This is a genomic window from Ruminococcus sp. CAG:330 (genome assembly GCF_000437175.1).
GTDB lineage: Bacteria > Bacillota > Clostridia > Oscillospirales > Ruminococcaceae > Ruminococcus_C.
Map to the genome: position 1 here is coordinate 1 of NZ_FR898060.1, position 23,453 is coordinate 23,453.

General features: G+C 56.7%; 23 protein-coding genes, 1 tRNA gene and 1 pseudogene. 6 read left to right on the forward strand and 19 right to left on the reverse strand.

What is annotated here, in order from left to right; translation table 11 throughout:
- Window positions 1–100: 100 nt before the first annotated feature.
- The 7 genes from QZL66_RS07030 to QZL66_RS07060 all read right to left on the reverse strand — a co-directional run bounded on the left by QZL66_RS07030 (window position 101) and on the right by QZL66_RS07060 (window position 6,811).
- Entirely contained in the window at window positions 101–1,558 is a 1,458-nt protein-coding gene (locus QZL66_RS07030) for a 4Fe-4S dicluster domain-containing protein (RefSeq protein WP_022411026.1), read from the reverse strand.
- Between the two features lie 416 nt (window positions 1,559–1,974).
- The gene (locus QZL66_RS07035) at window positions 1,975–2,217 is read right to left on the reverse strand and encodes a hypothetical protein (RefSeq protein WP_022411028.1); all 243 of its coding nucleotides are present in this window, start codon (window positions 2,215–2,217) and stop codon (window positions 1,975–1,977) included.
- 180 nt (window positions 2,218–2,397) lie between these two features.
- Entirely contained in the window at window positions 2,398–3,483 is a 1,086-nt protein-coding gene (gene mnmA / locus QZL66_RS07040) for a tRNA 2-thiouridine(34) synthase MnmA (RefSeq protein WP_022411029.1), read from the reverse strand.
- Between the two features lies 1 nt (window position 3,484).
- Window positions 3,485–4,399: a quinolinate synthase NadA gene (nadA, locus tag QZL66_RS07045; protein WP_226944031.1), complete on the reverse strand. Its 915-nt coding sequence runs from the start codon at window positions 4,397–4,399 to the stop codon at window positions 3,485–3,487.
- Window positions 4,400–4,426: 27 nt separating this feature from the next.
- Entirely contained in the window at window positions 4,427–4,858 is a 432-nt protein-coding gene (locus QZL66_RS07050; protein ID WP_022411031.1) for an RrF2 family transcriptional regulator, read from the reverse strand.
- A 201-nt stretch (window positions 4,859–5,059) separates the two neighbouring features.
- Window positions 5,060–6,211 (reverse strand): Mbeg1-like protein, encoded by a 1,152-nt coding sequence (locus QZL66_RS07055; RefSeq protein WP_022411032.1) that lies wholly within the window; start codon window positions 6,209–6,211, stop codon window positions 5,060–5,062.
- A 72-nt stretch (window positions 6,212–6,283) separates the two neighbouring features.
- Window positions 6,284–6,811, reverse strand: a complete 528-nt coding sequence (locus QZL66_RS07060) for a hypothetical protein (protein WP_022411033.1) — start codon at window positions 6,809–6,811, stop codon at window positions 6,284–6,286.
- Between the two features lie 243 nt (window positions 6,812–7,054).
- Here QZL66_RS07060 and QZL66_RS07065 point away from each other — a divergent pair.
- The 4 genes from QZL66_RS07065 (at window position 7,055) to QZL66_RS07080 (ending at window position 11,784) form a co-directional block, all read left to right on the forward strand.
- A tRNA-Ser gene (locus tag QZL66_RS07065) sits at window positions 7,055–7,145 on the forward strand.
- Window positions 7,146–7,271: 126 nt separating this feature from the next.
- Window positions 7,272–8,438 (forward strand): cation diffusion facilitator family transporter, encoded by a 1,167-nt coding sequence (locus QZL66_RS07070; protein WP_022411034.1) that lies wholly within the window; start codon window positions 7,272–7,274, stop codon window positions 8,436–8,438.
- Window positions 8,439–8,599: 161 nt separating this feature from the next.
- Entirely contained in the window at window positions 8,600–10,375 is a 1,776-nt protein-coding gene (locus QZL66_RS07075) for a glycosyl hydrolase (protein ID WP_022411035.1), read from the forward strand.
- 326 nt (window positions 10,376–10,701) lie between these two features.
- Window positions 10,702–11,784 carry a 6-phosphofructokinase gene (locus QZL66_RS07080; protein ID WP_022411036.1) on the forward strand — a complete coding sequence of 361 codons (1,083 nt, stop codon included), beginning with the start codon at window positions 10,702–10,704 and terminating at the stop codon, window positions 11,782–11,784.
- A 226-nt stretch (window positions 11,785–12,010) separates the two neighbouring features.
- On the opposite strand, the gene QZL66_RS11940 is transcribed toward QZL66_RS07080, so the two are convergent.
- Together QZL66_RS11940 and QZL66_RS11945 are read right to left on the reverse strand one after the other, a co-directional pair.
- Window positions 12,011–12,877, reverse strand: a complete 867-nt coding sequence (locus QZL66_RS11940) for a glycoside hydrolase family 1 protein (protein ID WP_369677369.1) — start codon at window positions 12,875–12,877, stop codon at window positions 12,011–12,013.
- Window positions 12,798–13,382 carry a glycoside hydrolase family 1 protein gene (locus tag QZL66_RS11945; protein WP_022411038.1) on the reverse strand — a complete coding sequence of 195 codons (585 nt, stop codon included), beginning with the start codon at window positions 13,380–13,382 and terminating at the stop codon, window positions 12,798–12,800. The genes QZL66_RS11940 and QZL66_RS11945 overlap by 80 nt, the downstream gene beginning before the upstream one ends.
- 144 nt (window positions 13,383–13,526) lie before the next feature.
- Between QZL66_RS11945 and QZL66_RS07090 the strand changes: the two genes are divergently transcribed.
- Window positions 13,527–14,384 carry an AraC family transcriptional regulator gene (locus QZL66_RS07090; protein ID WP_022411039.1) on the forward strand — a complete coding sequence of 286 codons (858 nt, stop codon included), beginning with the start codon at window positions 13,527–13,529 and terminating at the stop codon, window positions 14,382–14,384.
- Between the two features lie 280 nt (window positions 14,385–14,664).
- Window positions 14,665–15,876 carry an iron-containing alcohol dehydrogenase gene (locus QZL66_RS07095; protein WP_022411040.1) on the forward strand — a complete coding sequence of 404 codons (1,212 nt, stop codon included), beginning with the start codon at window positions 14,665–14,667 and terminating at the stop codon, window positions 15,874–15,876.
- 90 nt (window positions 15,877–15,966) lie between these two features.
- Here QZL66_RS07095 and QZL66_RS07100 read toward each other — a convergent pair whose 3' ends face one another.
- From QZL66_RS07100 to QZL66_RS07145, 10 genes and pseudogenes are all read right to left on the reverse strand, one after another.
- Window positions 15,967–16,473, reverse strand: a complete 507-nt coding sequence (locus QZL66_RS07100) for a PTS sugar transporter subunit IIA (RefSeq protein WP_022411041.1) — start codon at window positions 16,471–16,473, stop codon at window positions 15,967–15,969.
- A gap of 15 nt (window positions 16,474–16,488) precedes the next feature.
- Window positions 16,489–17,379, reverse strand: coding sequence for a carbohydrate kinase family protein (locus QZL66_RS07105; RefSeq protein WP_022411042.1), 891 nt, complete (start codon window positions 17,377–17,379; stop codon window positions 16,489–16,491).
- A gap of 43 nt (window positions 17,380–17,422) precedes the next feature.
- A pseudogene (locus QZL66_RS07110) lies at window positions 17,423–17,494 on the reverse strand (hypothetical protein); the annotation flags it as partial.
- The gene (locus QZL66_RS07115) at window positions 17,494–18,921 is read right to left on the reverse strand and encodes a glycoside hydrolase family 32 protein (protein WP_022411043.1); all 1,428 of its coding nucleotides are present in this window, start codon (window positions 18,919–18,921) and stop codon (window positions 17,494–17,496) included. The gene QZL66_RS07115 and the pseudogene QZL66_RS07110, both read right to left, overlap by 1 nt.
- Window positions 18,922–18,934: 13 nt before the next feature.
- The gene (locus QZL66_RS07120; RefSeq protein ID WP_022411044.1) at window positions 18,935–20,347 is read right to left on the reverse strand and encodes a PTS transporter subunit EIIC; all 1,413 of its coding nucleotides are present in this window, start codon (window positions 20,345–20,347) and stop codon (window positions 18,935–18,937) included.
- Between the two features lie 148 nt (window positions 20,348–20,495).
- Complete coding sequence (locus QZL66_RS07125) at window positions 20,496–21,494, reverse strand: LacI family DNA-binding transcriptional regulator (protein ID WP_022411045.1); 999 nt, start codon at window positions 21,492–21,494, stop codon at window positions 20,496–20,498.
- 189 nt (window positions 21,495–21,683) lie between these two features.
- Window positions 21,684–22,283 (reverse strand): peptidase M50, encoded by a 600-nt coding sequence (locus QZL66_RS07130; RefSeq protein WP_022411046.1) that lies wholly within the window; start codon window positions 22,281–22,283, stop codon window positions 21,684–21,686.
- The gene (locus QZL66_RS07135; protein ID WP_293601934.1) at window positions 22,280–22,588 is read right to left on the reverse strand and encodes a hypothetical protein; all 309 of its coding nucleotides are present in this window, start codon (window positions 22,586–22,588) and stop codon (window positions 22,280–22,282) included. Before QZL66_RS07135 ends, QZL66_RS07130 begins: the two co-directional genes overlap by 4 nt.
- Window positions 22,589–22,703: 115 nt before the next feature.
- Window positions 22,704–22,796 carry a stage V sporulation protein SpoVM gene (gene spoVM, locus QZL66_RS07140; RefSeq protein WP_022411048.1) on the reverse strand — a complete coding sequence of 31 codons (93 nt, stop codon included), beginning with the start codon at window positions 22,794–22,796 and terminating at the stop codon, window positions 22,704–22,706.
- Window positions 22,797–22,856: 60 nt separating this feature from the next.
- A partial coding sequence (locus QZL66_RS07145) for an enolase C-terminal domain-like protein (protein ID WP_293601935.1) occupies window positions 22,857–23,453 on the reverse strand: 597 nt, incomplete at its 5' end.

Genomic DNA, 23,453 nt, shown 5'->3' on the forward strand with positions numbered 1-23,453 from the left:
TATTGCCGTAGATAGACGCCTATGAACACGAGCTCTCAGCATCAAAAAGGACGGATACACCGCTCTGGTGTACCCGTCCTCTGTCTTTTCTGCCCACGGCTTACCGCGGATCCCGTCCCATGGGAACACGCTCTGCGCCGAACTTTTCCAGATTCTCTCTGACATTCCGGCTGTCCGCCTTTTTAATCATGGTTTCCCGTGTGCGCTTGAACTTTGCCACATCCACGTGACGGCTGGGGCCGCCGACGCAACCGCCCTCGCACGCCATACCCTCGATGAAATCGCCGGGGAAGCGTCCCATCTTCAGCATCAGCAGGGCACGCTTGCAGGCATCCGCACCGTTGCAGCACTCTACGTGCACATCGTCAGTCACGCCCTGTTCCTTCATGCTCTCCAGAACCGCAGCAGTCACGCCGCCGCTGTTGCCGAACCACTTGCCGAAGGTGCTCGCCTCCTGACAAACCTCTTCCGCCTCCTTGATGGTGACGCCCTTTGCCCGAATGACGGCACGAATCTCGCCAAAGGTCATGGCATAGTCGGCGTTGCCGGGAATTTTCTGGTCGAGCACCTCGCTCTTCTTGGCGATGCACGGCCCGATGAACAGCGTCACTGCCTCAGGGTCTTTTGCCTTGATCCAGCGGGACACGGCGCACATGGGCGAAACGGTGGTGGAGATGTGCTCCTCCAAATCCGGATAGTGCAGGCGGATCATGTTGACGAAGCCGGGGCAGCAGGAGGTGGTCAGTTTCTTGCCCTCGCTGTACGCCTCTGTCCACTCCTTTGCCTCAGCGTAGGCGGTCATATCGCCGCCCAGACCGACCTCCACCAGATCGGTGAAGCCCACTTCCTTCAGAGCGTTGCGCCAGCTCTCGAAGGTAATGTCCGTGCCGAACTGTCCCTCGGCGGAGGGTGCCATCATGGCATAGACCCGCTTGCCGTCCATGATCGCCTGACAGACGTCCACGATGCAGGACTTGGAGCTGATGGCGCCGAACGGACAGCTGTGAATACAGCGGCCGCACTGAATACACTTTTTCTCATCGATCATGCAGATGCCGTTCTCGTCCATGGAGATCGCCCCCACAGGGCAGCTCCGGCGGCAGGGACGAATCAGGTCGGCGATGGCGTTATAGGGACATGCCGCCGCACACTTGCCGCACTCCCGGCATTTCTGGGGTTCGATGTGGGCACGGGTTCTGCCGATATCAATGGCGCCGAAGTTGCAGGACTGCTGGCACGCCTTGCCCATGCACTTCTGGCAGTTGTCGGTCACGACGTAACGGGAGATCGGGCAGTCCTCGCAGGCAGCGTGTACCACCTGTACCACAAGGTCGTTGCGTGCGCCCTGGGGGTTGTGGCCCTCGGCAAGGCGGATTCTCTGCCGCACGATCTCCCGTTCCTTGTAGACGCAGCAGCGATAGCTCGCCTTGGGACCGGGCATCATGCGGTAGGGCAGCTCGTCCTTTTCCGCCTGAAATTTTCCGGCAAACACCAGCTTTGCGACTTCGCACAGGATCTCGTGTTTGATCTGAATGATCGTACCGTCGTTGGTAATCATATGGACCTCCTTATTATTTCGAGCCGGCTCCGGCTCCTACAGCGCACCGCACTGTCACATCCAGTAAAAAATCATACAACTCCGCAAGTTCGCAGAATCTTTTTTTATTATAGCATAATCCTACAAATTTGTAAAGACGGGAACAGAAATTCGTCGGGGAATTGGGGGGTCAAAGATCGTTCTCTTTTGTAGGGACACGGCGTGCCGTGTCCGAATTTATCGCATTGCGAATTTGTATGGAAAATGTTTGCTGGAATCGGTGGACACGGCACGCCGTGTCCCTACAGGAATCCCTCTCACAAAAAAACAGGACGAACGCACCAAACCGGTGCATCCGTCCCGAATTTCCGGCGAGCCGCCAGATTGTGCAATCACATCCCGATGGAGCATTTTCACCTGCTGCGTCGTCAATCGAATCATTTCGCAAGTTCCTCATAGACCGCTGCGTTCCGCTGGAGCAGCCGGTTCGAAATCTCCAGAACGTCCTTGTCTGCTGCGGTTTCATCCTGCGCCGCATCCTCGAACACCCGCACTTCATAGCGTGGCTTGTTGTTCTTGAAAATGATGGCTGTGCCGTACTGATCGACTGCCCTTGTGACCATGGAAAAATTCTGGTTTGCCTCCGTCATGGAAAAAATCGTATTGGTATCAATGTTCATACGAACCCCTCCTTTTCTTTTATTATAGCAGAAATCCAGGAGAAATTCAACCTATTTTTTGTCTGAAATCCCGGACACGGCACAGCCTGTCCCTACAAGAATCTCTCCCATAAAAAACAGGACGAACGCACCAAACCGGTGCATCCGTCCCGCTTGAAAAATCCGGTTTTCCGGACAGGTTCATTGGCAAATCGTTCCGCCGCCGATGACGGTGTCCCCATCATACAGGACGACTGCCTGTCCGGTGGTAATGGCACGCTGGGGCTGATCGAAGGTGATGGTGACGGTGCCGTCCGGATGCGCCTCTGCCGTTGCCGGCGCTTCCTTGGCACGATACCGTGGCTTTGCCGCCACACGAATGGGGTGCTCCGGCGGCTGGGCAAAGGCGATCCAGTTGAAATCTCTGGCGGTGAGCCGGGTGGAAAACAGGCTTGCAGAATCGGACAGCGTCACCGTATTGTCCGCCACGGATTTCCGGCACACATAGACTGGCTTTCCGGCGGCAATGCCCAGTCCCCGCCGCTGCCCGATGGTGTAGCGGATCAGACCCTGATGCTCTCCCAGCACCCTGCCGGACTCGTCGATGAAGTTGCCGTGGGGGTACTGCTTTCCGGTGTACCGCTCAATGAATGCGGCATAATCCCCGTCCGGCACAAAGCAGATGTCCTGACTGTCGTGCTTCTCCGCATTGATGAAGCCGTAGCTCGCCGCAAGCTTCCGCACCTCGTCCTTGCTCTCAAATTCCCCCAGCGGAAACTGGGTGTGTGCCAGCTCCTCCTGCGTCATGGCGTACAGCACGTAGCTCTGGTCTTTGGCGGCATTTCTGCCCTTTTTCAGCAGCCACCTGCCAGATGTCTCATCGTAGGCGATGCGGGCGTAGTGCCCTGTGACAATGGTGTCATACCCCAGCACCCGTGCCCGCTGATAGAGCTTCTCGAACTTCATATAGCGGTTGCAGTCGATGCAGGGGTTCGGCGTCTCCCCCCGCTCGTAGGCGTCCACAAAGCGCCCGATGACCTGTTCCCGGAAGTCCTCCTTGAAATTGAACACATAGTACTGCATTCCCAGACGATAGGCGACGCTTCGTGCATCCTCCGCATCTTCCAGCGTGCAGCACGCTTTCAGCCGGCTGGAGTCGGTCTGTTCTGCGTCGTACAGCTTCATGGTCACACCAACGCACTCGTACCCCCGGCTGCACATCAGCGCCGCAGCGGCAGAACTGTCCACGCCGCCGCTCATGGCAATCAACGCTCTCGGCTTTTCCATGTTATTTCCCAAGGCGGATCATCTCGTCAATGCTCTTCTTCGCACGGAGCCGGACAGATTCCTCCAGCAGAATCTCCTCTCCGTCCGTGCCCTCCAGACAGTGCAGCACATCGGCGATGGTGGTGACCTTCATATTGTGACAGACGCAGTCCTTGGAGAGGGCGTAGAACAGCTTCTCCGGATGGGAGATGCCCAGATGCTGGACGATGCTGTTCTCGGTGCCGATGATGAACTCCCGTGCGTCCGAGTTCTCCGCATAGTGCATGATCTCGGTGGTGCTTCCCACGAAGTCCGCCATTTCGGTGACCTGCGGCCGGCATTCCGGATGCACCAGAAGCAGCGCATTGGGGTGGGCAGCCCTGGCACGGAGCACGTCGTCCCTGGTCATGCGCACATGGGTGGGGCAGCCGCCGTGGATGAGCTGGAACTGCTTTTCCGGCACCTGCTTTGAAATATAGTCCCCCAGATTGCAGTCCGGAATGAACAGGATCTTTTCCGCATCCATGTTTCGGATGATCTTGACGGCAGAGGACGAGGTGACGCAGACATCACAGAGAGTTTTCAGCTCTGCCGTGGTGTTGATATAGGCGACGGTGGTGTAGTCCGGATATGCCGCCTGAAGCTGCCGGAGCATCTCCGGATCCAGCTGTTCCGCCATGGGGCAGCCAGCCTCTGCCTTGGGCAGCAGCACCCGCTTTTCCGGCGAAAGAATTTTGACCGTCTCCGCCATAAAGCGGACGCCGCACATGATTACAGTGCTGCAATCCGTCTTGGAGGCGTTCTGTGCCAGACCGAAGGAATCTCCCACATAGTCGGCGACCTCCAGAATGTCGTGAGTCTGATAGCAGTGTGCCAGAATGCAGGCGTTCTTTTCTTGTTTCAGGCGCAGGATACGCTCCTGAATCAGTTGCGTCATTGGCGTCATGATATGATTCTCCTCTCCTCAGATGCAGAAGTTATTGCCGTGTTCCACGGTATTGTCAATGATATCCTGTAAGGTGATGCTGTACAGGTAGTCTTGGATGGTGCGGTACAGCCCTTTCCACACGGGCAGCGTCATACAGGTATCCGCCATGGGGCAGTCGTTGACCTCATATTGCAGACATGCCACGGGGCTGAGCGAGCCCTCTGTGACCTGCAAAATCTCCCCCACGGTGTACTCCGACGGTTTCTTTGCCAGCATATAGCCGCCCTGATAGCCGCGGTTGGTGCGCAGCAGCTCCGCCTTGTTCAGCATAGGCACGATCTGCTCCAGATACTTTTTGGAAATGCTCTGTCGCTCCGCAATGTCTTTCAGAGCAACAAATCCCTCCGGATGCATCGCCAGATCCAGCATCATCCGCAAGGCGTACCGTCCTTTCGTTGAGATCTTCATATTCTGTGTCCTCTTTTCAAAAAACGAATTCAAAATTGTTGGTGCGTTTTACAGGAGCATTACCGAAACGTAACATTCCCGATGGTTAACTTCTATTATAACATAGGTTTTGTAGGTTTTCAAGCGGTTTTTTCTTGCAATTCTGCACAGAATTCCAAAAAGAATTGTTTCCGGAATTGGAATGCTTTCCAATAGCACATTTTAGCGGTGCTGTTCCAGCAGACGGTTCGGCTTGCCGGGCGGCAGAGTGCTGTAGCCAGCGGTGCTGCTGAGAATCTTCTGCACCAGCTCCGCAAGGTGCATGGTCATCATGCCGCGCTGGCTGGCGGACATTCCGCCGAACGCCTGGATCATCTGGAAAATCGTCCCCGGTCCGCCGGCAGCCAGCTCCCGCACGGTCTTGGCATCGGTGCGGTTGAGCAGCTGGAACAGGATGTCGGTGAGCTGTTCCCGTTCGTCCGGTGTCATATCCATGATCCACTCCCGCAGGGAATTGTCCAGAATACGGCTGGTGGAACTGATGTCCCGCACATAGCAGAAGTCGTTCCCCAGCACGCACCACGAAAAGGGGTTGTGCTGCTGCAAGCCCTTTTGCCTGCTGTATACCACCTGATAGTCCTCATCGTGTTCCAGCAGCATGCCGATGACGGAGTCCTGCGGGACAAACGTGTGGATGCGGTCTTTCAGGTACCAGAACGAGGCGGTTTCCAGCAGGTGGTTGGCGAAGCCGGGGCCATCGTTGTTATAGACCGCCTGAATCCGCTGCACCATGTGGCGTGGCGCATGGACGGCGGAGAATACCGCCAGATTGCCGCCCTTGGAGTGTCCGCCCACCAGCACATTGGAAAAGCCCATGGTGAGGATCTCCCGCAGATACGCCGCCGCATCCGTCTGGGAGGGCACCTCCGACTGGAAGGACATGTTGAAGTCCTCCCGCCAGCCGACGAGCGTGTTGTCCGTCCCGCGAAACGCCACATAGACCGTCTTGTCATCCGCATCCAGCAGGAATGTGGTGGCGGAGAACTGCTGCTGGCGCTCTTCGCTGAACCGCTCCGCATAGTGGAACAGGCGCACGCTCCGAAACCGTTCACACCCTGCGGCAGCGTGCAGCAGCTGGGCGTGTTTCTCCTCCCCCTGTTTCCACGAGGCGGGCATCGCTTCCCAGATGGAGGCTGCCGTCTCCAGCGTCACCGCCTGCCGTGGAAATTTCCCGTCGGCAATGCTGTTCCAATTGAGGTAGGCAAGGCAGCTGAAGATCAGGTTATCCACCGGACAGAATGGCGCCTGTGCAAACGTCAGGTCGCCACGCCACAGCAGATAGTCGAACAGATTGGTTTCCCCTTTTACAGCCATAAAAACGCATCCTTTCCATGAAAAAGACGAACCCACCGCACAAGGCAGGTTCGTCCGGTTCGTCAGGCTCGATCAATCGTACATATTGTCGCTGTCCGGTGCGGGAATGGTTTCCACCGGTGCGGGCGGATTGGTGTAGACCGGTGCCGGCGGATCCGTGTAGACCGGTGCCGGCTGGGTATATGACGGGCTGTCCGGTGTGGAGTAATCGTAGCCGGGACTGGTGTAAGCCGGCTCTTCCGGTATCACATCGTATCCATTGTCATAGCCGTTGTCCGTGTCGTTGCCGTAGGTGTCGTAGCCGTCACTCTGCCAGCCGTTGCCCCGTGCCACGGTAGTGGTGGTGACAGACTTCCGGTTTTTGTCCGTGGTCTGGCGGTGGAACGTTGTTCCCGTCGCCTCGGCAGTCGTCTCTGCCGTCGCCTGCGTCACAGCGGTCGTGACAATGAGGTCATCGTTGACGTGGTTGGCGTTGCTGCTCACTTTCACCGGAACGAGCATAAAGAACGTGAGGATCAGCATGGTGAGGAGGAGAAAACAACCGCAAGTCACCAGTGTGACCTTTGCACTGTGCGACAGGCTTGCAAAAAATTTTTTCATGGTCAGAAGCTCCCTTCGGAACAAGCTCTAAAAACATAACATCTTTTCTATTGTATAACTTTTTCGGAGCAAAGTCAAGAAACGGAGGCGGAAATTCCGGAAAAACGACAAATCCTATAAGCAAAGCGAAAACGCAGGCGAAAACTTGTGCAAAATCACGAATTTCAAAAAACGCTTGCATTTTTTGAAGCGATGTGCTATAATATTTCTTGTCTTGTTGTACCGGTCACGGACAGCGGATGTGGAGATGTATCGAAGTGGTCATAACGGGAACGACTCGAAATCGTTTGAACGGTAACACGTTCCGTGGGTTCGAATCCCACCATCTCCGCCAGATCACGGCGCCCTCGGAGTTCTCCGGGGGCGCTTTCTTACGTTATGGCGAGTTTGTGCCGGCTATCTTGAAACATAATTGCATTTCGAGACGCATAGGATAGTTTGGAAAAGGAGGGCGATCCGCATGAATTTTTTGATTCGAAAGTTCATCCGCAACTGGGAACAGACTTCTGACCCCACGGTACGGAAGGCATACGGCACGCTGAGCAGCGTGGTGGGGATGCTCTGCAACATCGTGCTGTTCGCCCTGAAGTACAGCGTCGGCGTGCTCTCCAACTCCATCGCCATCATCTCGGATGCTTTCAACAACCTGTCGGACTGCGCCAGCTGTCTGGTGACGCTGTTCGGCTATAAGCTTGCGGCAAAGCCCGCCGACAAAGACCACCCTTTTGGCCACGGGCGCATGGAGTACCTGACCTCGCTGGTCATCGCCGTGATGATCGCCCTCATGGGCTTCGAGCTGCTCCGGAACTCCGCCGAAAAAATTCTGCATCCGGAACAGGTGGCGTTCCACGCTGCAACGCTGGTGACGCTGCTGGCATCGGTTGGCGTGAAGCTGTGGATGGCGTGGTTCAATGCCCGTCTTGGCAGGCGCATCGACTCCGCCGTTATGATCGCCACCGCCAAGGATAGCCGCAGCGACGTGATCGCCACGGGTGCTACCATTCTAGCGCTGCTGCTCTCGCTGGTGACTGACCTCCCCGTGGACGGGGTGATGGGCGTTGCCGTATCCCTGTTCATTCTAAAGACAGCTTATGACATCATCCGGGACACCGTCGGCGAGCTGCTGGGACGGCCGGCGAGTCCGGAGGTGACGCAGAAGCTGCGGGAAATGGTGCTGGAATCGCCGCAGATTCTGGGGCTGCATGACCTGATGATCCACGACTACGGCCCGCTGAACATGATCGGCAGCTGCCACGTGGAGGTGCGCAGCAATGCCGATCTGGTGGAGGTACACGAAGTGGTGGACACCATCGAGCGGGAGATCTACGAGAAGCTGCACATCCTCATGACCATCCACATGGACCCCATCGAACAGGACAATCCGCAGGTCAACGCCTGTCGGGCGCTGGTGGGGCAGATCATCGGGGAGATGCAGCTGGGGCTGAGCTTCCACGACTTCCGCATGGTGGCAGGCGATTCGTCCTGCAAGATGATCTTCGATGTGGTCGTCCCCTTTGGCTGCAAGTGCAAGAACCAGCAGCTTCAGGATCGCATCGTGGAGGCACTCCGGCAGCACGGCGAGGAGTGCCAGGTGGTCATCACGTTCGACCGGGATTATACCGACTGAGAATTGCGTTCGCTCCGGCAATGGGGCGGACGCTTTTTGTGTATCAAAATATTTTCTGTCGAAAAATCATCTTGCAACGCCCGCATTTTTGTGGTATACTAAGAGTATATTCCAAAAATCAATTTTGTTTCCGTAAATGATGACCAAAGGAGGATATTCCATTGAAACATTTGAAAAAACACACCGTCGCTGCCTGTGCGCTGGCGGCAGTCTGTGGGGTCACGGCGCTGCCCCTCTCCAGCGCCACCCTTTCCGCCGCCGCAGCGGACACTGCCGTGCAGAAATACGAGTTTGAGAACGGCAAGACCAGCGGCGGAAAAATCTACGACAGCGGCTGGAAAGGCAACACGCAGGAGGACGGCTCCGGCGAGGACTTCGACCTCACCAACGCCTCCGGCGGCTTCTCCTACCTCGACCAAAAGGGCACGACTGTCAGTCTGGAGGTCACGGTGGAGGAGGCAGGCCTGTACGAACTCGCCATCTCCTACTGCGAGCCATACGACAGCAACAAAAAGGTGCAGTATCTCAACGTCAACGGCGTGAACCAGGGGGAAGTCAGCTTCTCCCACAATCTGAAATTCGAGGAGACCTCCGGCGGCGTGGTCATGCTGGACAAGGGCGTCAACACCATTGAACTGAGCGCCTACTGGGGTTACACGTTCTTTGACTACCTCACCATAAAGCCGGCGGACGAGAGCCTGTCCAATCTCTCCCCCACCCGCCAGCTCTCCAACCCCAACGCCTCCGATGCCGCCAAACGGCTGTACAGCTATCTGTGCGATCAGTACGGCAAGCACATCATCTCCGGACAGCAGGAGTACTGCGGCTCCCACAACTATAACCTGTACGCCGACCCCACCAACTATATCAAGGACAACGAACAGGAATTCGAGTATCTGCAAAAGACCACCGGCAAGATGTGCGCCATCCGCGGCATTGATTTCCTGAACTACTACGACGGTGCCACATGGGACGACAATGCCGCAGAACGTGCGGTTCAGTGGGTCAGCGAGTACAAGGGCATCGCTGCGCTGGTATGGCACTGGCGTGTGCCGTCGGAGGAGGGCGGCACAGAGCGTAACTTCTACGTGGAATCCGCCAACGCCAACTACACCACATTCAGCGTCTCCAAAGCGCTGGAAGAGGGCACGTGGGAGAACAAAGTACTCATGGCGGACATCGCCGAGATCGCCAAGCAGCTGAAAAAACTGAAGGATGCGGATGTGCCCGTGCTGTGGCGTCCCCTTCACGAGGCAGAGGGCGCTTGGTTCTGGTGGGGCGCAGAGGGGCCGGAGCCGTGCAAGAAGCTCTACCGCCTGCTGTACGACCAGCTGACCAATGTCTATGGGCTGGACAACCTCATCTGGGTCTGGAACAGCTACACCTATTCCACCTCGCCGGACTGGTACCCGGGAGACGATGTGGTGGACATCGTGGGCTATGACAAGTACAACGCCGTGGACGGCAAGCCCAACCTCAGCTCCATCTCCTCCACATTCTACAGTCTGGTACAGAGCACCAACGGACAGAAAATGGTCGCCATGGCGGAGAACGACACCATTCCCTCGCTGGAAAATCTGGAGAAAGACCGGGCACGCTGGCTGTACTTCTGTCCGTGGTATATGAACTACCTCACCAGCGAACAGAACAATCCGGCGGACAACCTCAAGGAGATCTACAACAGCGAGTACTGCATCACGCTGGACGAGCTGCCCGACCTGAAATCCTATCCCATCACCAGCGAACCGGACGACGCCCCCGCTGCCGGCGATGTCAATCTGGACGGCGAGGTGCGCATCTCTGACGTGATCCTGCTGCAAAAGTACCTGCTCCGGCAGGAGACCTTCTCGAAAAAGCAGACACAGGCGGCGGACTATGACAGGAGCGGGGCCGTGGACGGCAAGGATTTGGCGGCACTGCGGGAAAAATTTTCCTAAGGCAACCCCGCACAAAGCCCGCCTGACGGCTTTGCACGCAATCTGCTTGCTGATTTTCCGTCATATTGCCCAGAAACTCCTTGCCAGACACAAAGTATGCCTGCGGAATTTCTGAACAATCTGCCGAAAAATCCGACTACGCATCTTACGCACAAGCTTTGTGTGGTGTTGCCCTAAAATTTACGTTCCGTCCCCACAGATTTTACCAAGGTAAATTCTTGACTTTTCCGGCAGAAAAATGGTATAATAAACCGGAAGTCCATTCGGGAGTTCCCGAATCAAACAAAGTGTGCACCTGCACAGGATGCACCAAAGGAGGCTGTTTCATGAAACGGAGAATTGGTATTTTGACAAGCGGCGGCGACTGTCCCGGACTGAACGCAACTATTCGCGGCGTGGCAAAGGCATGCTATGAGATGCTGGGCACAGACAACGTGGAGATCATCGGCATTGCCGACGGCTACTACGGGCTGATCCACAACATGTGCCGTGTCATGTCGCCGGACGACTTTTCCGGCATTCTGACACGGGGCGGCACGATTCTCGGCACCAAGCGCCAGCCGTTCAAGATGATGAAGGTCATCGGCGATGACAACGTGGACAAGGTCGCCAACATGAAAAAAACTTACCAGGCACAGAAGCTGGACTGCCTGCTGACACTGGGCGGAAACGGCACTCACAAGACCTCACAGCTGCTGTCTGAGGAGGGGCTGAACGTCATCGGACTGCCCAAGACCATTGACAACGACATTTTCGGTACGGATGTCACCTTCGGCTTCCACACCGCCGTGGACATCGCCACCGACGCACTGGATCGCCTGCACACCACCGCCAACAGCCATTCCCGCATCCTGCTCTGTGAGATCATGGGCAACAAGGCGGGCTGGCTGACGCTGAACGCCGGAATCGCCGGCGGTGCGGACATCATTCTGATTCCGGAGATCCCCTATGACATCGACAAGATCTGCAAATCCGTCACCAAGCGCAGCGAGAGCGGCAAGAACTTCTCCATCATCGCCGTGGCAGAGGGCTGTTTCGATCAGGACGAGGCAAAGCTCAAGAAAAAAGAGCGTGCACGCCGCCGTGCTGAAGCAGGCATCACCACCGCTACCAACCGCATCGCCGCACAGATCCAGCAGAAAACCGGTCTGGAGGCACGGGTCTGCGTACCGGGACACATGCTCCGTGGCGGAAGCCCCAGCGCCTATGACCGGATCCTGGCGACACAGTTCGGCGTGTACGCTGCGGAACTCATCCGCAAGGGACAGTACGGCATGACCGTTGCCAAGGTGGGCGGTGCGATCACTGCCAACAAGCTGGAGGACATCGCCGGCAAGACCAAGTTCGTTTTGCCGGATGACCAGCTGGTCACCACCGCAAGAAATCTGGGTATCTCTTTCGGCGACTGATTTCCGTTTTCCAAAGCAACACAAAAGGCTGCGGCAAAGTTTCCCCTGCCGCAGCCTTTCTATTTTTTCTATTTAGGCTCCCCTGAAAGGGGTGACTCCCCACGGGGTGGGGAGATGCCCGAAGGGCAGAGGGAACCGCTCAGTACGAGCTGGCAGCCGTAGGCTGACTGAGGGGTCATTTCCGCAAATCCAAAGGATTACTTTCTTGCATCCCCTCGTATGAGCATCAGCCCTCCCAGGTATCGGAGAAGATTGCCTCGCCGTTGGTGCGGATGACATCCCGATAGAAGTAGCCGGAATCCTTGATGGTGCGCTTCTGAGTGCAGTAGTCCACGTGCACCAGACCAAACCGCTTGTCGTAGCCATCTGCCCACTCGAAGTTGTCCATAACCGACCAGTACATGTAGCCCATCACATCGATGCCGTCCTGTGTTGCACGGTACAGCTCCCGCAGATAGCGCTTCATGTAGTCGATTCTCTGGGGATCGTGTACCTTGCCGTCCAGCTGTACCCAGTCGTGGCTTGCCATGCCGTTTTCCGTGATGAGAATGGGCTTTCTGTACCGCTCATACAGGAACTTCGGACCCCAGTAAAGTGCCTCCGGTGTCACCGGCCAGCCCATCTGGGTTCTGGCGCAGCCCAGGTACGCGTTTTCTGCATAACCGTCCGGATTCTCGTTTGCCTTGCTCTCATAGATGTTGACACCGTAGAAGTCGATGGGCTGGGAAATGCACTCCAGATCACCCGGTGCGATCTGCGGCATGTCGTCGCCCAGCACCTCGTATGCCTCCTTGGGATAGTCCCCCAGCACGATGGGATCTGCCCACCACGCCGCGTCAAAGCACAGGCGTCCTCTGGAAATGGAAAAGCTCTTGCGGCGTGCCTCTTCCACAGCCTCGGGAGAATCGTTCTCCGGTGTCCAGCAGGGCGTGCAGAATGCGAAGCCGACGATGGGCTTTTTCTTGGCATGTTCCCGAATGACCTTTACTGCCTTGCCGTGGGACAGCAGGACGTTATGGGAGATCTGCGCCAGATCTCTCACCGGCAGCGTCTGGAACGGTGCGAACTTCCCGATGGCATAGCCGCAGCCCACGAACACCTGCGTGCGGTTCGTTCAGCGTCATCCAGTACTGTACCCGATCGGACAGCGCATCTACCACGACCTTGGCGTACTCTGCAAACCAATCGGATGCCGCCGGATTCAGCCAGCCGCCTCTCTTGTGCAGGGCATAAGGGTAGTCCCAGTGGAACAGGGTCACCAGCGGCTCAATGCCGTTTGCCAGCAGCTCGTCCACCAGATCAGAGTAGAACTGCAAGCCCTTCTGGTTCACCTCGCCGGTGCCGTTGGGGATAACTCTCGGCCAGCTGATGGAGAGGCGGTAGTTCTTTACGCCCATTTCCCGCATGGTCTGGACATCCTCCCGAAACCGGTGGTAATGGTCGCAGGCAACGTTGCCGTTTTCGCCGTGGGCAACGTGTCCGCTCTCCTGTGTATAAGCATCCCACACGTTCAGACCTTTGCCGTCCTCTGCGTATGCGCCCTCTACCTGATAAGCTGCGGAGGCAGTGCCCCACATAAACTGATCCTGAAATTTCATAAGAAAACCTCCTCGGCGATTCCGGAGGCGTTGACATCCCTCCGGTTCTGTGTTATAGTTATATTATATCTGGAATATTCGGCGAATTCTAACACTATTTCCGCAGAATCTTGTACTATTTCTACTTTTTTCGGAGGACTCCCCATGGAAAAACAGCGCCTGTATGAAAAGGTCAGACACGGCACGCCACGCTTCCCTATGGCGTGCTTTACCACTCGTCCCGAACAGCCCAGCTTCCAAATCCAGCTCCACTGGCACAACAGCATGGAGATCATGCAAATGGAACAGGGCACCGCAGAAGTCACCATCGGTGCGCAGACCTTTCAGGCACACGCCGGCGACCTCTTCTTCATCAACCCCCAGCAGCTCCACCGCATCCTCGCCGAGGACGCTGCACTGGTCTACCACACTTTTATCTTTCCCCTCCACGCTCTCGCCTTCCAGACCGGCGACAACGCACAGGCATATCTGGAACCCCTCATCCAGAATACCATGCACTTCCCCGTCCAGCCGGTAGAGGAAGATCGGGCGTGGATCGCCGACCTGCTCCGCCGCATTCTCACCGCTGCGGAACAAAAAGAAGCGGGATACGAACTCATGGTCAAGGCGCTGCTGCTCCAGCTTATTGCGGAGCTGCTCCGGCGAAAGCGTTTCCTCGCTGTTCCCCAGTTTCCCAGTAAGAAGAGCCAACAGCTGAAACAGATGCTGGAATACATCCAGCAGCACTCCGAATCCGACCTGACCATCCCCGCCATGGCGGAGACATTCCACCTCTCCGAGAAGTACTTCTCCCGCTACTTCCGGACGGCGACCGGTCAGAACTTCACCGCTTATCTGAATACCGTCCGCATCGAAAAAGCACGGGTGCTCCTGCGGGAGACGGACGAAACCGTGCTGGAGATCGCCCTGAACTGCGGCTACGGCAGCATCAGCTATTTTAATCGGGTCTTCCGGCAGCAGATCGGCATGTCTCCTCTCCAATACCGCACTTCTGCCCGCTAAATCGGAATGATTTGTAACGATTACATTGAATCTCCTGCGATTCACAAAATATTTACAAGATACCCTATTTACAGATTCCAAAGAAAGTTTTATACTAAGAGTGGAATAGCAAGCAGGCGTTTCTTCGGGAAAATGCACAATTTCTGGCAGATACAGCATGATCCGCGTATCTGTGCTGCATTCACAGTTAGTGCAATTTAACCGTGTTAGGCGTTTTCCTGCAACATTCCGCACAGAAATATTCCAAAAGTTCATTGAATTCATGCAAGGAGGAATCATCATGGGCAGATTTACATTACCCCGAGATCTTTATCACGGTGCAGGCGCACTGGAGACCCTGAAAACGCTCACCGGCAAAAAGGCAATTGTCGTAGTCGGCGGCGGTTCGATGAAGCGCTTCGGCTTTTTGGACAAGGCGGTGGATTACCTGAAAGAAGCCGGCATGGAGGTCAAGCTGTTCGAGGGCGTTGAGCCGGATCCGTCTGTGGAAACTGTTATGAAGGGCGCAGAGGCAATGCGGGAGTTCCAGCCGGACTGGATCGTTGCCATGGGCGGCGGTTCTCCCATTGATGCGGCAAAGGCAATGTGGGTATTCTACGAGTATCCGGACACCACCTTTGAGGCACTGATCACCCCGTTCAGCTTCCCCACCCTCCGCACCAAGGCGAAGTTCTGCGCAATCCCCTCCACCTCCGGTACTGCAACCGAGGTCACAGCGTTCTCCGTCATCACGGACTACCACAAGGGCATCAAGTACCCGCTGGCGGACTTCAACATCACGCCGGACGTTGCTATTGTGGATCCGGAGCTGGCAGAGACCATGCCCAAGAAGCTGACGGCGCACACCGGTATGGATGCCATGACTCACGCCATTGAGGCATATGTTTCCACCCTGCACTGCAACTATACCGACCCGCTGGCACTCCACGCCATCAAGATGATTCACAACAATCTGAAAAAGTCCTATGACGGCGACATGCAGGCACGGGCGGACATGCACGACGCACAGTGCCTTGCCGGTATGGCGTTCTCCAACGCACTGCTTGGCATCGTGCACTCCATGGCGCACAAGACCGGCGCTGCCTACACCGGTGACCACATCATCCACGGCTGTGCCAACGCCATGTACCTGCCCAAGGTCATCCAGTACAACGCCAAGAATCCGGAGGCTGCCGTTCGCTATGCCGAGATCGCAGACTTCATTCATCTGGGCGGCAGCACTACCGAGGAAAAGGTAGCTGCACTGGTTGCCGAGCTGCGGAAGATGAACGACCAGCTGGACATCCCGCAGTCCATCCAGAACTACGGCAAGGGCGGTGTCAAGGCAGACAGCTCCGTCATCGACGAAGCTGAATTCCTCCAGAAGCTGCCGGAGGTCGCAGCCAACGCCATCGGCGATGCCTGCACCGGTTCCAATCCCCGCCAGCCCTCGCAGGAGGAGATGGAAAAGCTGCTGAAAGCCTGCTACTACGATCTGGAAGTCGACTTCTAATCAAATCCTGACGCATATTCCATAAAAAAACCGGAGCATTCTCCCTGTGGAGTGCTCCGGTTTTTGGTATCTATGGACGGCAACCGACGGTTATTTCTCGTAAGTCAGCGCCACGGTCTGTCCTGCGGTCGCCTCGGTATAGTTGGGGTGGATTGCCTGCAATTCATCCACGTTGGAGATGAGGACAATGGTATACGGCAAAATCTGCTTTTTCCGCAACAGCGCCAAGTCTACCGTCGCCAGCAGTTCGCCGGCACGGATGCGGTCGCCGGTCTTGTGCTTGGTGCGGAAGCCCTCTCCCTTCAGTTCCACGGTATTGATGCCGATGTGCACCAGCAGTTCCAGCCCGTCGTCCGTCTCCAGGCAGTAGGCGTGGAGGGTGTCCTGTACGTCTACAATGGTTCCCGAAACCGGCGAAAGCACCTTGCCGTCTGTGGGGTCAATGGCGTAGCCGTCCCCCAGCACCTTTCCGGAGAACACCGGATCCGGCAGCTTTTCAATGGGGATGATGGTTCCGTTCTGCGCAGCCAGCAGTGCGTTTGCCGGTGCTTTCGAAACAGCAGCCTTGCTCTTATCCTTTTTCAAAATTCCAAACATGATCCCGTGCTCCTTTCAGTTTTCATAGTGCTGCGATACCCAGTCCTGAAATACAGCGTGGGTCGGATAGGATGCGATTGCACCGCTTCCGGTCACGCTGTAGTTGGCGTAGGCTACGGCGAATGTCAGCCATGCCTGCCACTGTGCCGGCGTCACCTTTGCCAGATTGTCCTTCGTCACATCGCCTGCTGTCAGACAGTAGAGCAGTGCGCCCATAATGGCATCCCCTGCGCCGGTGGTATCCTTGACGGTGACTTTCAGATTTTTCTCTGTCCAGCTGCCCTGCGGGGTAAGCAGCATAGCGCCTTCCTTGCCCATGGAATACAGAATGACCTGACAGCCGCCGGCAAACAGCTTCTGCGCTGCTGTCCGGATGTTGCTCTCGCCGGTCACAAATTCCAGCTCCTCGTCGGACAGCTTCACGATGTCCGCAAAGGGCAGGAACTCCCGCACCCGTGCCTGACACGTTTCCGGACTGTCCCACAGGGGCAGGCGGATGTTGGGATCGAAGCTGACGATTGCGCCGTGCTCTTTGGCAAGAGAAATGGCACGGCGGTGCGTCTTCTGAATGGGCGCATCAATGAGAGATACCGACCCGAAGTGCAGCACGCCGGTGTTGGCAAACCACGCCTCCTCCAGCTGTTCCGGTTCCAGCAGCATGTCTGCGCTGGGCTTCCGGTAGAACGAGAAGTCACGGTTGCCGTCCGCTTTCAGGGAGACGAACGCCAGCGCCGTGTTGGCACGGTCGGTACGGCAGATCTTGCTGGTGTCCACGCCTGCATCCGCCAGCGTATCCACAATGTAGTCCCCGAAAGCGTCCCTGCCCAGCTGGGAGATCAGACTGCTGTCGCCGCCCAGCTTTGCCGCAGCTGCTGCCACATTCGCCGACCGCAGCTGCTGCCACATTCGCCGGTGCGCCGCCGCAGACACGGGTGAACTGTTCCACTTCTTTCAGCAGGCAGTCCCGCTGTGCCGGAATAAAATCAATGAGTGCTTCTCCAATTGCCAATAGTTTTTTCATTATGATTCGCCATCCTTTCTGATCTCCATGGCAGCCAGCGTCCAGCGTGTTGCCTCTGCCTGTGCTGCCGTAATTTCAAGCCGGTCATCTGCCGGATAGAATCGTGTGGAAAAGACTGCTTCACCGCCGTTGAGAAAGATCTCCACAGACGAAGCGTCCCGAAAAATCTGCACCTGTTCCAGTGTTCCCAGCGGCATCCGGCGCAGCGTTCTGCCGCAGCCGCTCTTGCCCAGCTCCATCCGGCACATGCCATCTGCCCAACGGAAGCGGGCATCTCCGCCAAACCGAATTTCCAGCGGGGCAGCACCGGAACACTGCACTTCCAGTTCCCACGCCGGCGCTGCCGGAAACGCTGCCGTTCCTGCAACGGTCTGATGCGCTGCCGTCCGGCGCAGAGTGCGCAGCTCCGCAACGGGCTGCTGGTACACTCTGCCGTTTCGCACGTGCAGTTCTCTGGGAATGGTCAGCATCTGCGTCCACTGGTATTCCTTTTCCGGATAGGCATAGTCGCTGTCCGGCATGCCCATCCAGCCAATGAGAATGCGTCTGCCGGACTCGTCCTCGTAGGTCTGGGGCGCATAGAAGTCGAACCCGTGGTCGTACTCCTGAAATTCCGACAGGGTGTAGTCCCCCTCCAATGCGCCATCCAGCAGACAGTATCCGCTTTGATAAATGTTCTCGTACTTCCAATCCTGCGCCTCCACGCCCTGCGGCGAGAAAGAGAGCACCTGGGCGCCGTCCAGCCGGAAGAAATCCGGACACTCCCACATGAAGCCGAACGGCTCCGGTGTGGTGATGGTGCTTGCCAGCGTCCAGTGCAGCAGATCGCCGGAACGGTACACCAGCACCTCTCCCACATCGTCCCGCCGTCTTGCGCCCAGCACCATGTGTCCCCCCGCTGCGTCCTTCCAGACTTTGGGGTCACGCACATGGCAGGTCACATTGCCGGGGTAGTCGCTGTTGCTCAGAAGCAGTGTCTTTTCCCCGAAGTTCACGCCGTCCCGACTGCACGCCCGAATGGTGTTGTGCTCTCTGCCGTTGTTGACGTAGTCGTAGCCGTCACCGGTTTTCTTGACATTGCCGGTGTAGAACAGGTAGAGCACCCCGTCATTCTCCAGCGCAGAGCCGGAGTAAACGCCGTGGCAGTCGAACTGTTCGTCGCTGCAAAGCGCCGGCTGGTGGTACTGGTAATGGACGAAATCCGCCGTTTCGAAGTGCCCCCAGTAGTTCAGCCCCGTCTGGACATCAAAGGGCGAGTACTGGAAAAAGATATGGTGGCTGCCCCGAAACTGGCACAGCCCGTTGGGGTCGTTCATCCAGCCGGTTGGCGGAGAGAGGTGAAACTGCGGACGCCATTTCTGTGCCGGAGAAGTGGTCTCCTCCAGTCGCCGGCAGGCGCAAATGAGATTTTTGGTTCGAACATTCATCCTGCGCACCTCCTTACTTTTCAGAGGCAGAGGCAAACGCAGTCTGCGGTGTTTCCTTGTAGCCGAACAGCCATGTCAGACCAAATGCCACGGCCATGGCAACCAGCATGGAAACGATATACTGGATGGGCTGGTTCAGGTGCAGCAGAATCGCAAAGATTCCCGTCACACCGGTCGCCGTTGCCCCCAAATGGAAGATCGAGGTCATCAGCGCACCGCAGGCACCGCCGATGGAGCCAAAGATAAACACCTTGATGGTACGCAGATTGACACCGAAGATCGCCGGTTCTGTAATGCCCATCATGCAGGACAGGGCTGCCGGAAATGCCAGCGAGCGGGTCTTCTTGTTCCGGCTCTTCAGGGCAACGGCAAGGCACGCTGCGCCCTGTGCCATGTTGGCAGCAGATGCCAGCGGCAGCCAGTGGGTCACGCCGTACTTGGAGAGCTGTCCCAGATCAATAATAGTATACATATGATGTACGCCGGCAACCACCGTGGTGGAGTACAGACCGCCCATGAAGAATGCGCCAATGCCATAGGGAACGGCAATCAGCCACTGCACGCCGTCCAGTACCCATGTTTCCAGCTGCGAGAACACCGGCCCGATGGCGGTCAGCGCCAAATACCCCGTCACGCCGACGCTCACCAGCGGGGTGACAAAGAGGTCAATGGAGGCGGGCACGATCTTGTGCAGCCGCTTTTCCAGGAAGCACATCAGCCATACCGCAATGATGACGGGGATGACGTGTCCCTGATATCCCACGGCGTTGATGTCGTACAACCCGAACCATACGGAGAACTTGGGAATCGTTTCCCCTGCCTCCACCGCCGAAGCCACGCTCCACGCATTCATCAGGTCGGGGTGGATCATGATCATGCCGATGACCGACCCGAGGAACATATTGCCCCCAAAAGCTTTCGCCGCACTGGTGGCGATCAGAATGGGCAGAAATGTAAACGCCGTGTTGGAAAACATGTGGAAGATCTGATAGGTGTCGGAGTCTGCCATTGCGGGAAACAGTGTGCTGAAGCCCTCCAGCAGTCCCATGAGCAGACCTGTCGCCACGATTGCCGGAATGATGGGAACGAAGATGTCCCCCAGCGTCTTGATCGCCTTTTTGAACGGGTTCATCTTCTGGGCGGCGGCTGTCTTCACGTCCTCCTTGGATGCCGTTTCAATGCCGGACAGCGCCACGAACTCGTCGTACACCCGATTGACAACGCCTGTCCCAAAGATGATCTGAAGCTGTCCCTGTGCGATGAACACGCCTTTTACGCCATCGATCTCTTCAATCTCCTCTTTTTTGATCTGCTTTTCGTCCCGTACCACAAGACGGAGCCGTGTAGCACAGTGTGCGCCGGAAATCAGGTTGTCCTTTCCGCCGATTTTTTCCAGCACCTCTGCTGCGGATTCTCTGTAATTCATATGGCTCATCTCCTTTATTATTGTGATCGTTCATGTGAAATCGATTTCATTTACGATTCTATTATAGCAGATTTTTCGCCATTTGAAAAGATTGAAAATCACCAAAATTCTATTTCTTTTTTCGTCGCCCAAATGCAACAATATGAAATCAATTTTGCATTGTTGCCCCTGTGCTTTCTCTCTCGTACAGCCGGCACTGCATTCTGGCGCTGCGGACTACATCTGAACCGCTCTGGATCATCTCCATAAGCAGTGCGCCCGCCTCGATACCGCCGGTACGGTGGGAGAGGTTCACGGAAGTCAGCTGGGGATAATAGATGGAGGACATCCGGTTGTTGCCCACGGCTGCCACACGGACGTGTTCCGGCACCAGAATGCCGTTCTCCCGCATCTGGTTAATGGCACCGAAAGCGATGGTATCCGTGGCGCAGAACAGCCCGTCAAATTTCACCCCACGCTCCAGCAGCTGCGCCATGCCCTGCATGCCGTCTGTTGCCGAGAATCCGCACTCTGCGATCAGCGCATCCTCCATGGGAAGCTTGTGGTTTTGCAGGGTGTCCAGATAGCCGCTGCGCCGGTTTCTGCCGGCAGCCTTGTCCCGCAGCGTCACGCCAATGTGGGCGATGCGCTGGCATCCGCAGCGAATGAGGCACTCTGTCGCCTGTACTGCGGCACCATAGTCGTCGAAATAGAGGCTGGAAACGCCCTCCTCCTGTTGTCCCAACAGCACGATGGGCTTCTTATAAGAGCGCATCACCGCCAGATGCTTCTTGCTCATCAGCGTGCCGATGAAGATCACGCCATCTACGTTATTCACCCGAAAGAGCTTGAGGTACTCCAGCTCCCGCTCGGTGTTGTTTCCGGTGTTCGCCAGAAGCACCTGATAGGACGAGTGGCTCACTGCCTCGGTGATGCCGTCCACCATCCGTGCCACGGACTCCGAACTAATCTTCGGAACAATGACGCCAATGAGATTGTTGCGTCCGGTGCGCAGGGTCTGGGCGGAGGAGCTGGGCGTGTAGCCGGTCTGTTTAATGACCTCCTGAATTTTCTTGCGTTTCTCCTCGCTGACATAGCCATGGTTCAGGTAGCGGGAAACGGTTGCCGGAGAAACACCGGCAAGTGCTGCGATTGTACTGATGTTCATAAAAACATTCTCCTTACTTCGGACACATCTTCCGTTTTTACCAAGTATATCATATTTTGACAAAAAAAGCAATGGGTTTCACAAAAAATCGCACCTGCACATGCAAAATGACGGGTGTTACAGGTTTGTTTCATAAGGCAATCCCGCACAAAGCCCGCCTGACGGCTTTGTGCGGGATTGCTTTAAAAGTTATGATGCGATACGGTGCGGTTTTCCATTGCTCACAAAAAACTGTGTCACCAGCAGATAGAGCAGCATCCCATAAAATGTGAGATTTGTCACACCGTGACAAATCGCCAGCCAGAGCAGCGCTACCGTCAGCAGCAGACACAGCCCGCTGCGCACCTGCTCCGCCGTTCGTGGCGTGACATTGCCGGCGAGCAGCAGGGCGTACAGCACTGCCCCGCCGTCCAGCTGGGCATAGGGCAGCAGATTGAATAGCCCCAACCCAAGGTGCAGCATGGCGAAGGGCGTCATCCCCGCAGTCAGCCAGATTCCGGCGCCCATGAACAAATTACACAGCGGGCCGGCGAGCAGCACCAGAACATCCTGTCCATAGGTGCCATAGGAGGCGGGGCGGATGCAGATGCCGACACCGTAACAGGTGATGCTCCGGACACGCTGGCGCAGCAGCAGCATTACCGCAAGATGCCCCGCCTCGTGCAGGGTGCATGCCGCCAGCATCCGCAGGAAACCGCCTGTCCCGCCCAGCAGCCCCAGCAGGGCTGCGGCTGCAAAAAAGCTGAAGTCCAGCCCGATCTTCGTCCCGTGCCAGCGAAACTGGATCACTTACTCATCCACTGCTGCACGGCACGGAGCAGTTCCTCCAGCCATGCCGCCGCCGGCGCAGCCCGATGCAGCGCATACTGTCCCAGCAGCATTTCCTGCCACTCCGGACGCAGCCAGTGCAGCACAAACATGGACAGTACCAGCAGCACACAGAGCATGCACTGCACCATTGCCACATCGTCCGCACGCTGCTTTTTCTCCGGCGGTTCGGAGAAATCCCCCCGCACCAGAATCGGCTCCTCCGGAATGGATTCCTCCGTCTGTTTCGGCTCCTCCGGCAGTGTCTGATGTTCCAGCTCTTCCATCTTGCCAATGCCCCTTTCCTCTTCATGATAGTGCAATTCTATGGCAGCAGAACGCAAAATATGCCCCTGCTGCAAGAGGGCACAGCAGAGGCATATTTCGAAACGGGATGCGGGGTCAGCTCTCCTCCGGCGTTTCCTTGCTGATTTTAAAGATCATCCGAAACAGACCGGACAGCAGGCGGGGACTCTTTACCACAACAATTTTCATAACAGGTGGCCTCCTTTCAAGGTTACAACCCATTATATTCTCTGTCGTGGAAAATGGTTCTCAGAGTCTGCCGAAGCACGCCTTTCCTGCATACTGTGCTACTCCTCCCAGCGCTTCCTCAATGCGCAGCAGCCGGTTATATTTGGCGACACGCTCGCTGCGACAGGGTGCGCCGGTCTTGATTTGTCCCGTGTTGCAGGCAACCGCCAGATCGGCAATGGTGGTGTCCTCCGTTTCGCCGGAGCGATGGGAGGCAATGGCGGTATACCCGAACTGGTGCGCCATGCGGATGGCTGCCAGCGTCTCCGAAACTGTGCCGATCTGGTTGGGCTTGATGAGGATGGAGTTGGCGCAGCGGGAGGTGATGCCCTGATGCAGCCGTCTGGTATTGGTAACGAACAGGTCATCCCCCACCAGCTGCACCGAACCGCCCAGCGTGTCCGTCAGCATGCTCCAGCCGTCCCAGTCCTCCTCGTCCAGCGGATCCTCCAGCGAGGCGATGGGATACTGGCTGCAAAGCTTTTTCCAGTGGGCAGTCAGCGAGGCGGAGTCGTATTCCTTTCCGCTCTTTGGCAGCCGGTAGCAGCCCCCTGCGCAGCCCTTCCATTCACTGGCGGCCGCATCCAGCGCCAGCATGAAGTCCCGTCCCGGCTGATA

Bases quoted from the DNA above. Each gene is read 5' to 3' on its own strand.
- QZL66_RS07030 (WP_022411026.1), bottom strand. From the start codon at position 1,558: ATGATTACCAACGACGGTACGATCATTCAGATCAAACACGAGATCCTG.
- QZL66_RS07035 (WP_022411028.1), bottom strand. From the start codon at position 2,217: ATGAACATTGATACCAATACGATTTTTTCCATGACGGAGGCAAACCAG.
- mnmA (WP_022411029.1), bottom strand. From the start codon at position 3,483: ATGGAAAAGCCGAGAGCGTTGATTGCCATGAGCGGCGGCGTGGACAGT.
- nadA (WP_226944031.1), bottom strand. From the start codon at position 4,399: ATGACGCAACTGATTCAGGAGCGTATCCTGCGCCTGAAACAAGAAAAG.
- QZL66_RS07050 (WP_022411031.1), bottom strand. From the start codon at position 4,858: ATGAAGATCTCAACGAAAGGACGGTACGCCTTGCGGATGATGCTGGAT.
- QZL66_RS07055 (WP_022411032.1), bottom strand. From the start codon at position 6,211: ATGGCTGTAAAAGGGGAAACCAATCTGTTCGACTATCTGCTGTGGCGT.
- QZL66_RS07060 (WP_022411033.1), bottom strand. From the start codon at position 6,811: ATGAAAAAATTTTTTGCAAGCCTGTCGCACAGTGCAAAGGTCACACTG.
- QZL66_RS07070 (WP_022411034.1), top strand. From the start codon at position 7,272: ATGAATTTTTTGATTCGAAAGTTCATCCGCAACTGGGAACAGACTTCT.
- QZL66_RS07080 (WP_022411036.1), top strand. From the start codon at position 10,702: ATGAAACGGAGAATTGGTATTTTGACAAGCGGCGGCGACTGTCCCGGA.
- QZL66_RS11945 (WP_022411038.1), bottom strand. From the start codon at position 13,382: ATGAAATTTCAGGATCAGTTTATGTGGGGCACTGCCTCCGCAGCTTAT.
- QZL66_RS07090 (WP_022411039.1), top strand. From the start codon at position 13,527: ATGGAAAAACAGCGCCTGTATGAAAAGGTCAGACACGGCACGCCACGC.
- QZL66_RS07095 (WP_022411040.1), top strand. From the start codon at position 14,665: ATGGGCAGATTTACATTACCCCGAGATCTTTATCACGGTGCAGGCGCA.
- QZL66_RS07100 (WP_022411041.1), bottom strand. From the start codon at position 16,473: ATGTTTGGAATTTTGAAAAAGGATAAGAGCAAGGCTGCTGTTTCGAAA.
- QZL66_RS07105 (WP_022411042.1), bottom strand. From the start codon at position 17,379: ATGTGGCAGCAGCTGCGGTCGGCGAATGTGGCAGCAGCTGCGGCAAAG.
- QZL66_RS07115 (WP_022411043.1), bottom strand. From the start codon at position 18,921: ATGAATGTTCGAACCAAAAATCTCATTTGCGCCTGCCGGCGACTGGAG.
- QZL66_RS07120 (WP_022411044.1), bottom strand. From the start codon at position 20,347: ATGAATTACAGAGAATCCGCAGCAGAGGTGCTGGAAAAAATCGGCGGA.
- QZL66_RS07125 (WP_022411045.1), bottom strand. From the start codon at position 21,494: ATGAACATCAGTACAATCGCAGCACTTGCCGGTGTTTCTCCGGCAACC.
- QZL66_RS07135 (WP_293601934.1), bottom strand. From the start codon at position 22,588: ATGGAAGAGCTGGAACATCAGACACTGCCGGAGGAGCCGAAACAGACG.
- spoVM (WP_022411048.1), bottom strand. From the start codon at position 22,796: ATGAAAATTGTTGTGGTAAAGAGTCCCCGCCTGCTGTCCGGTCTGTTT.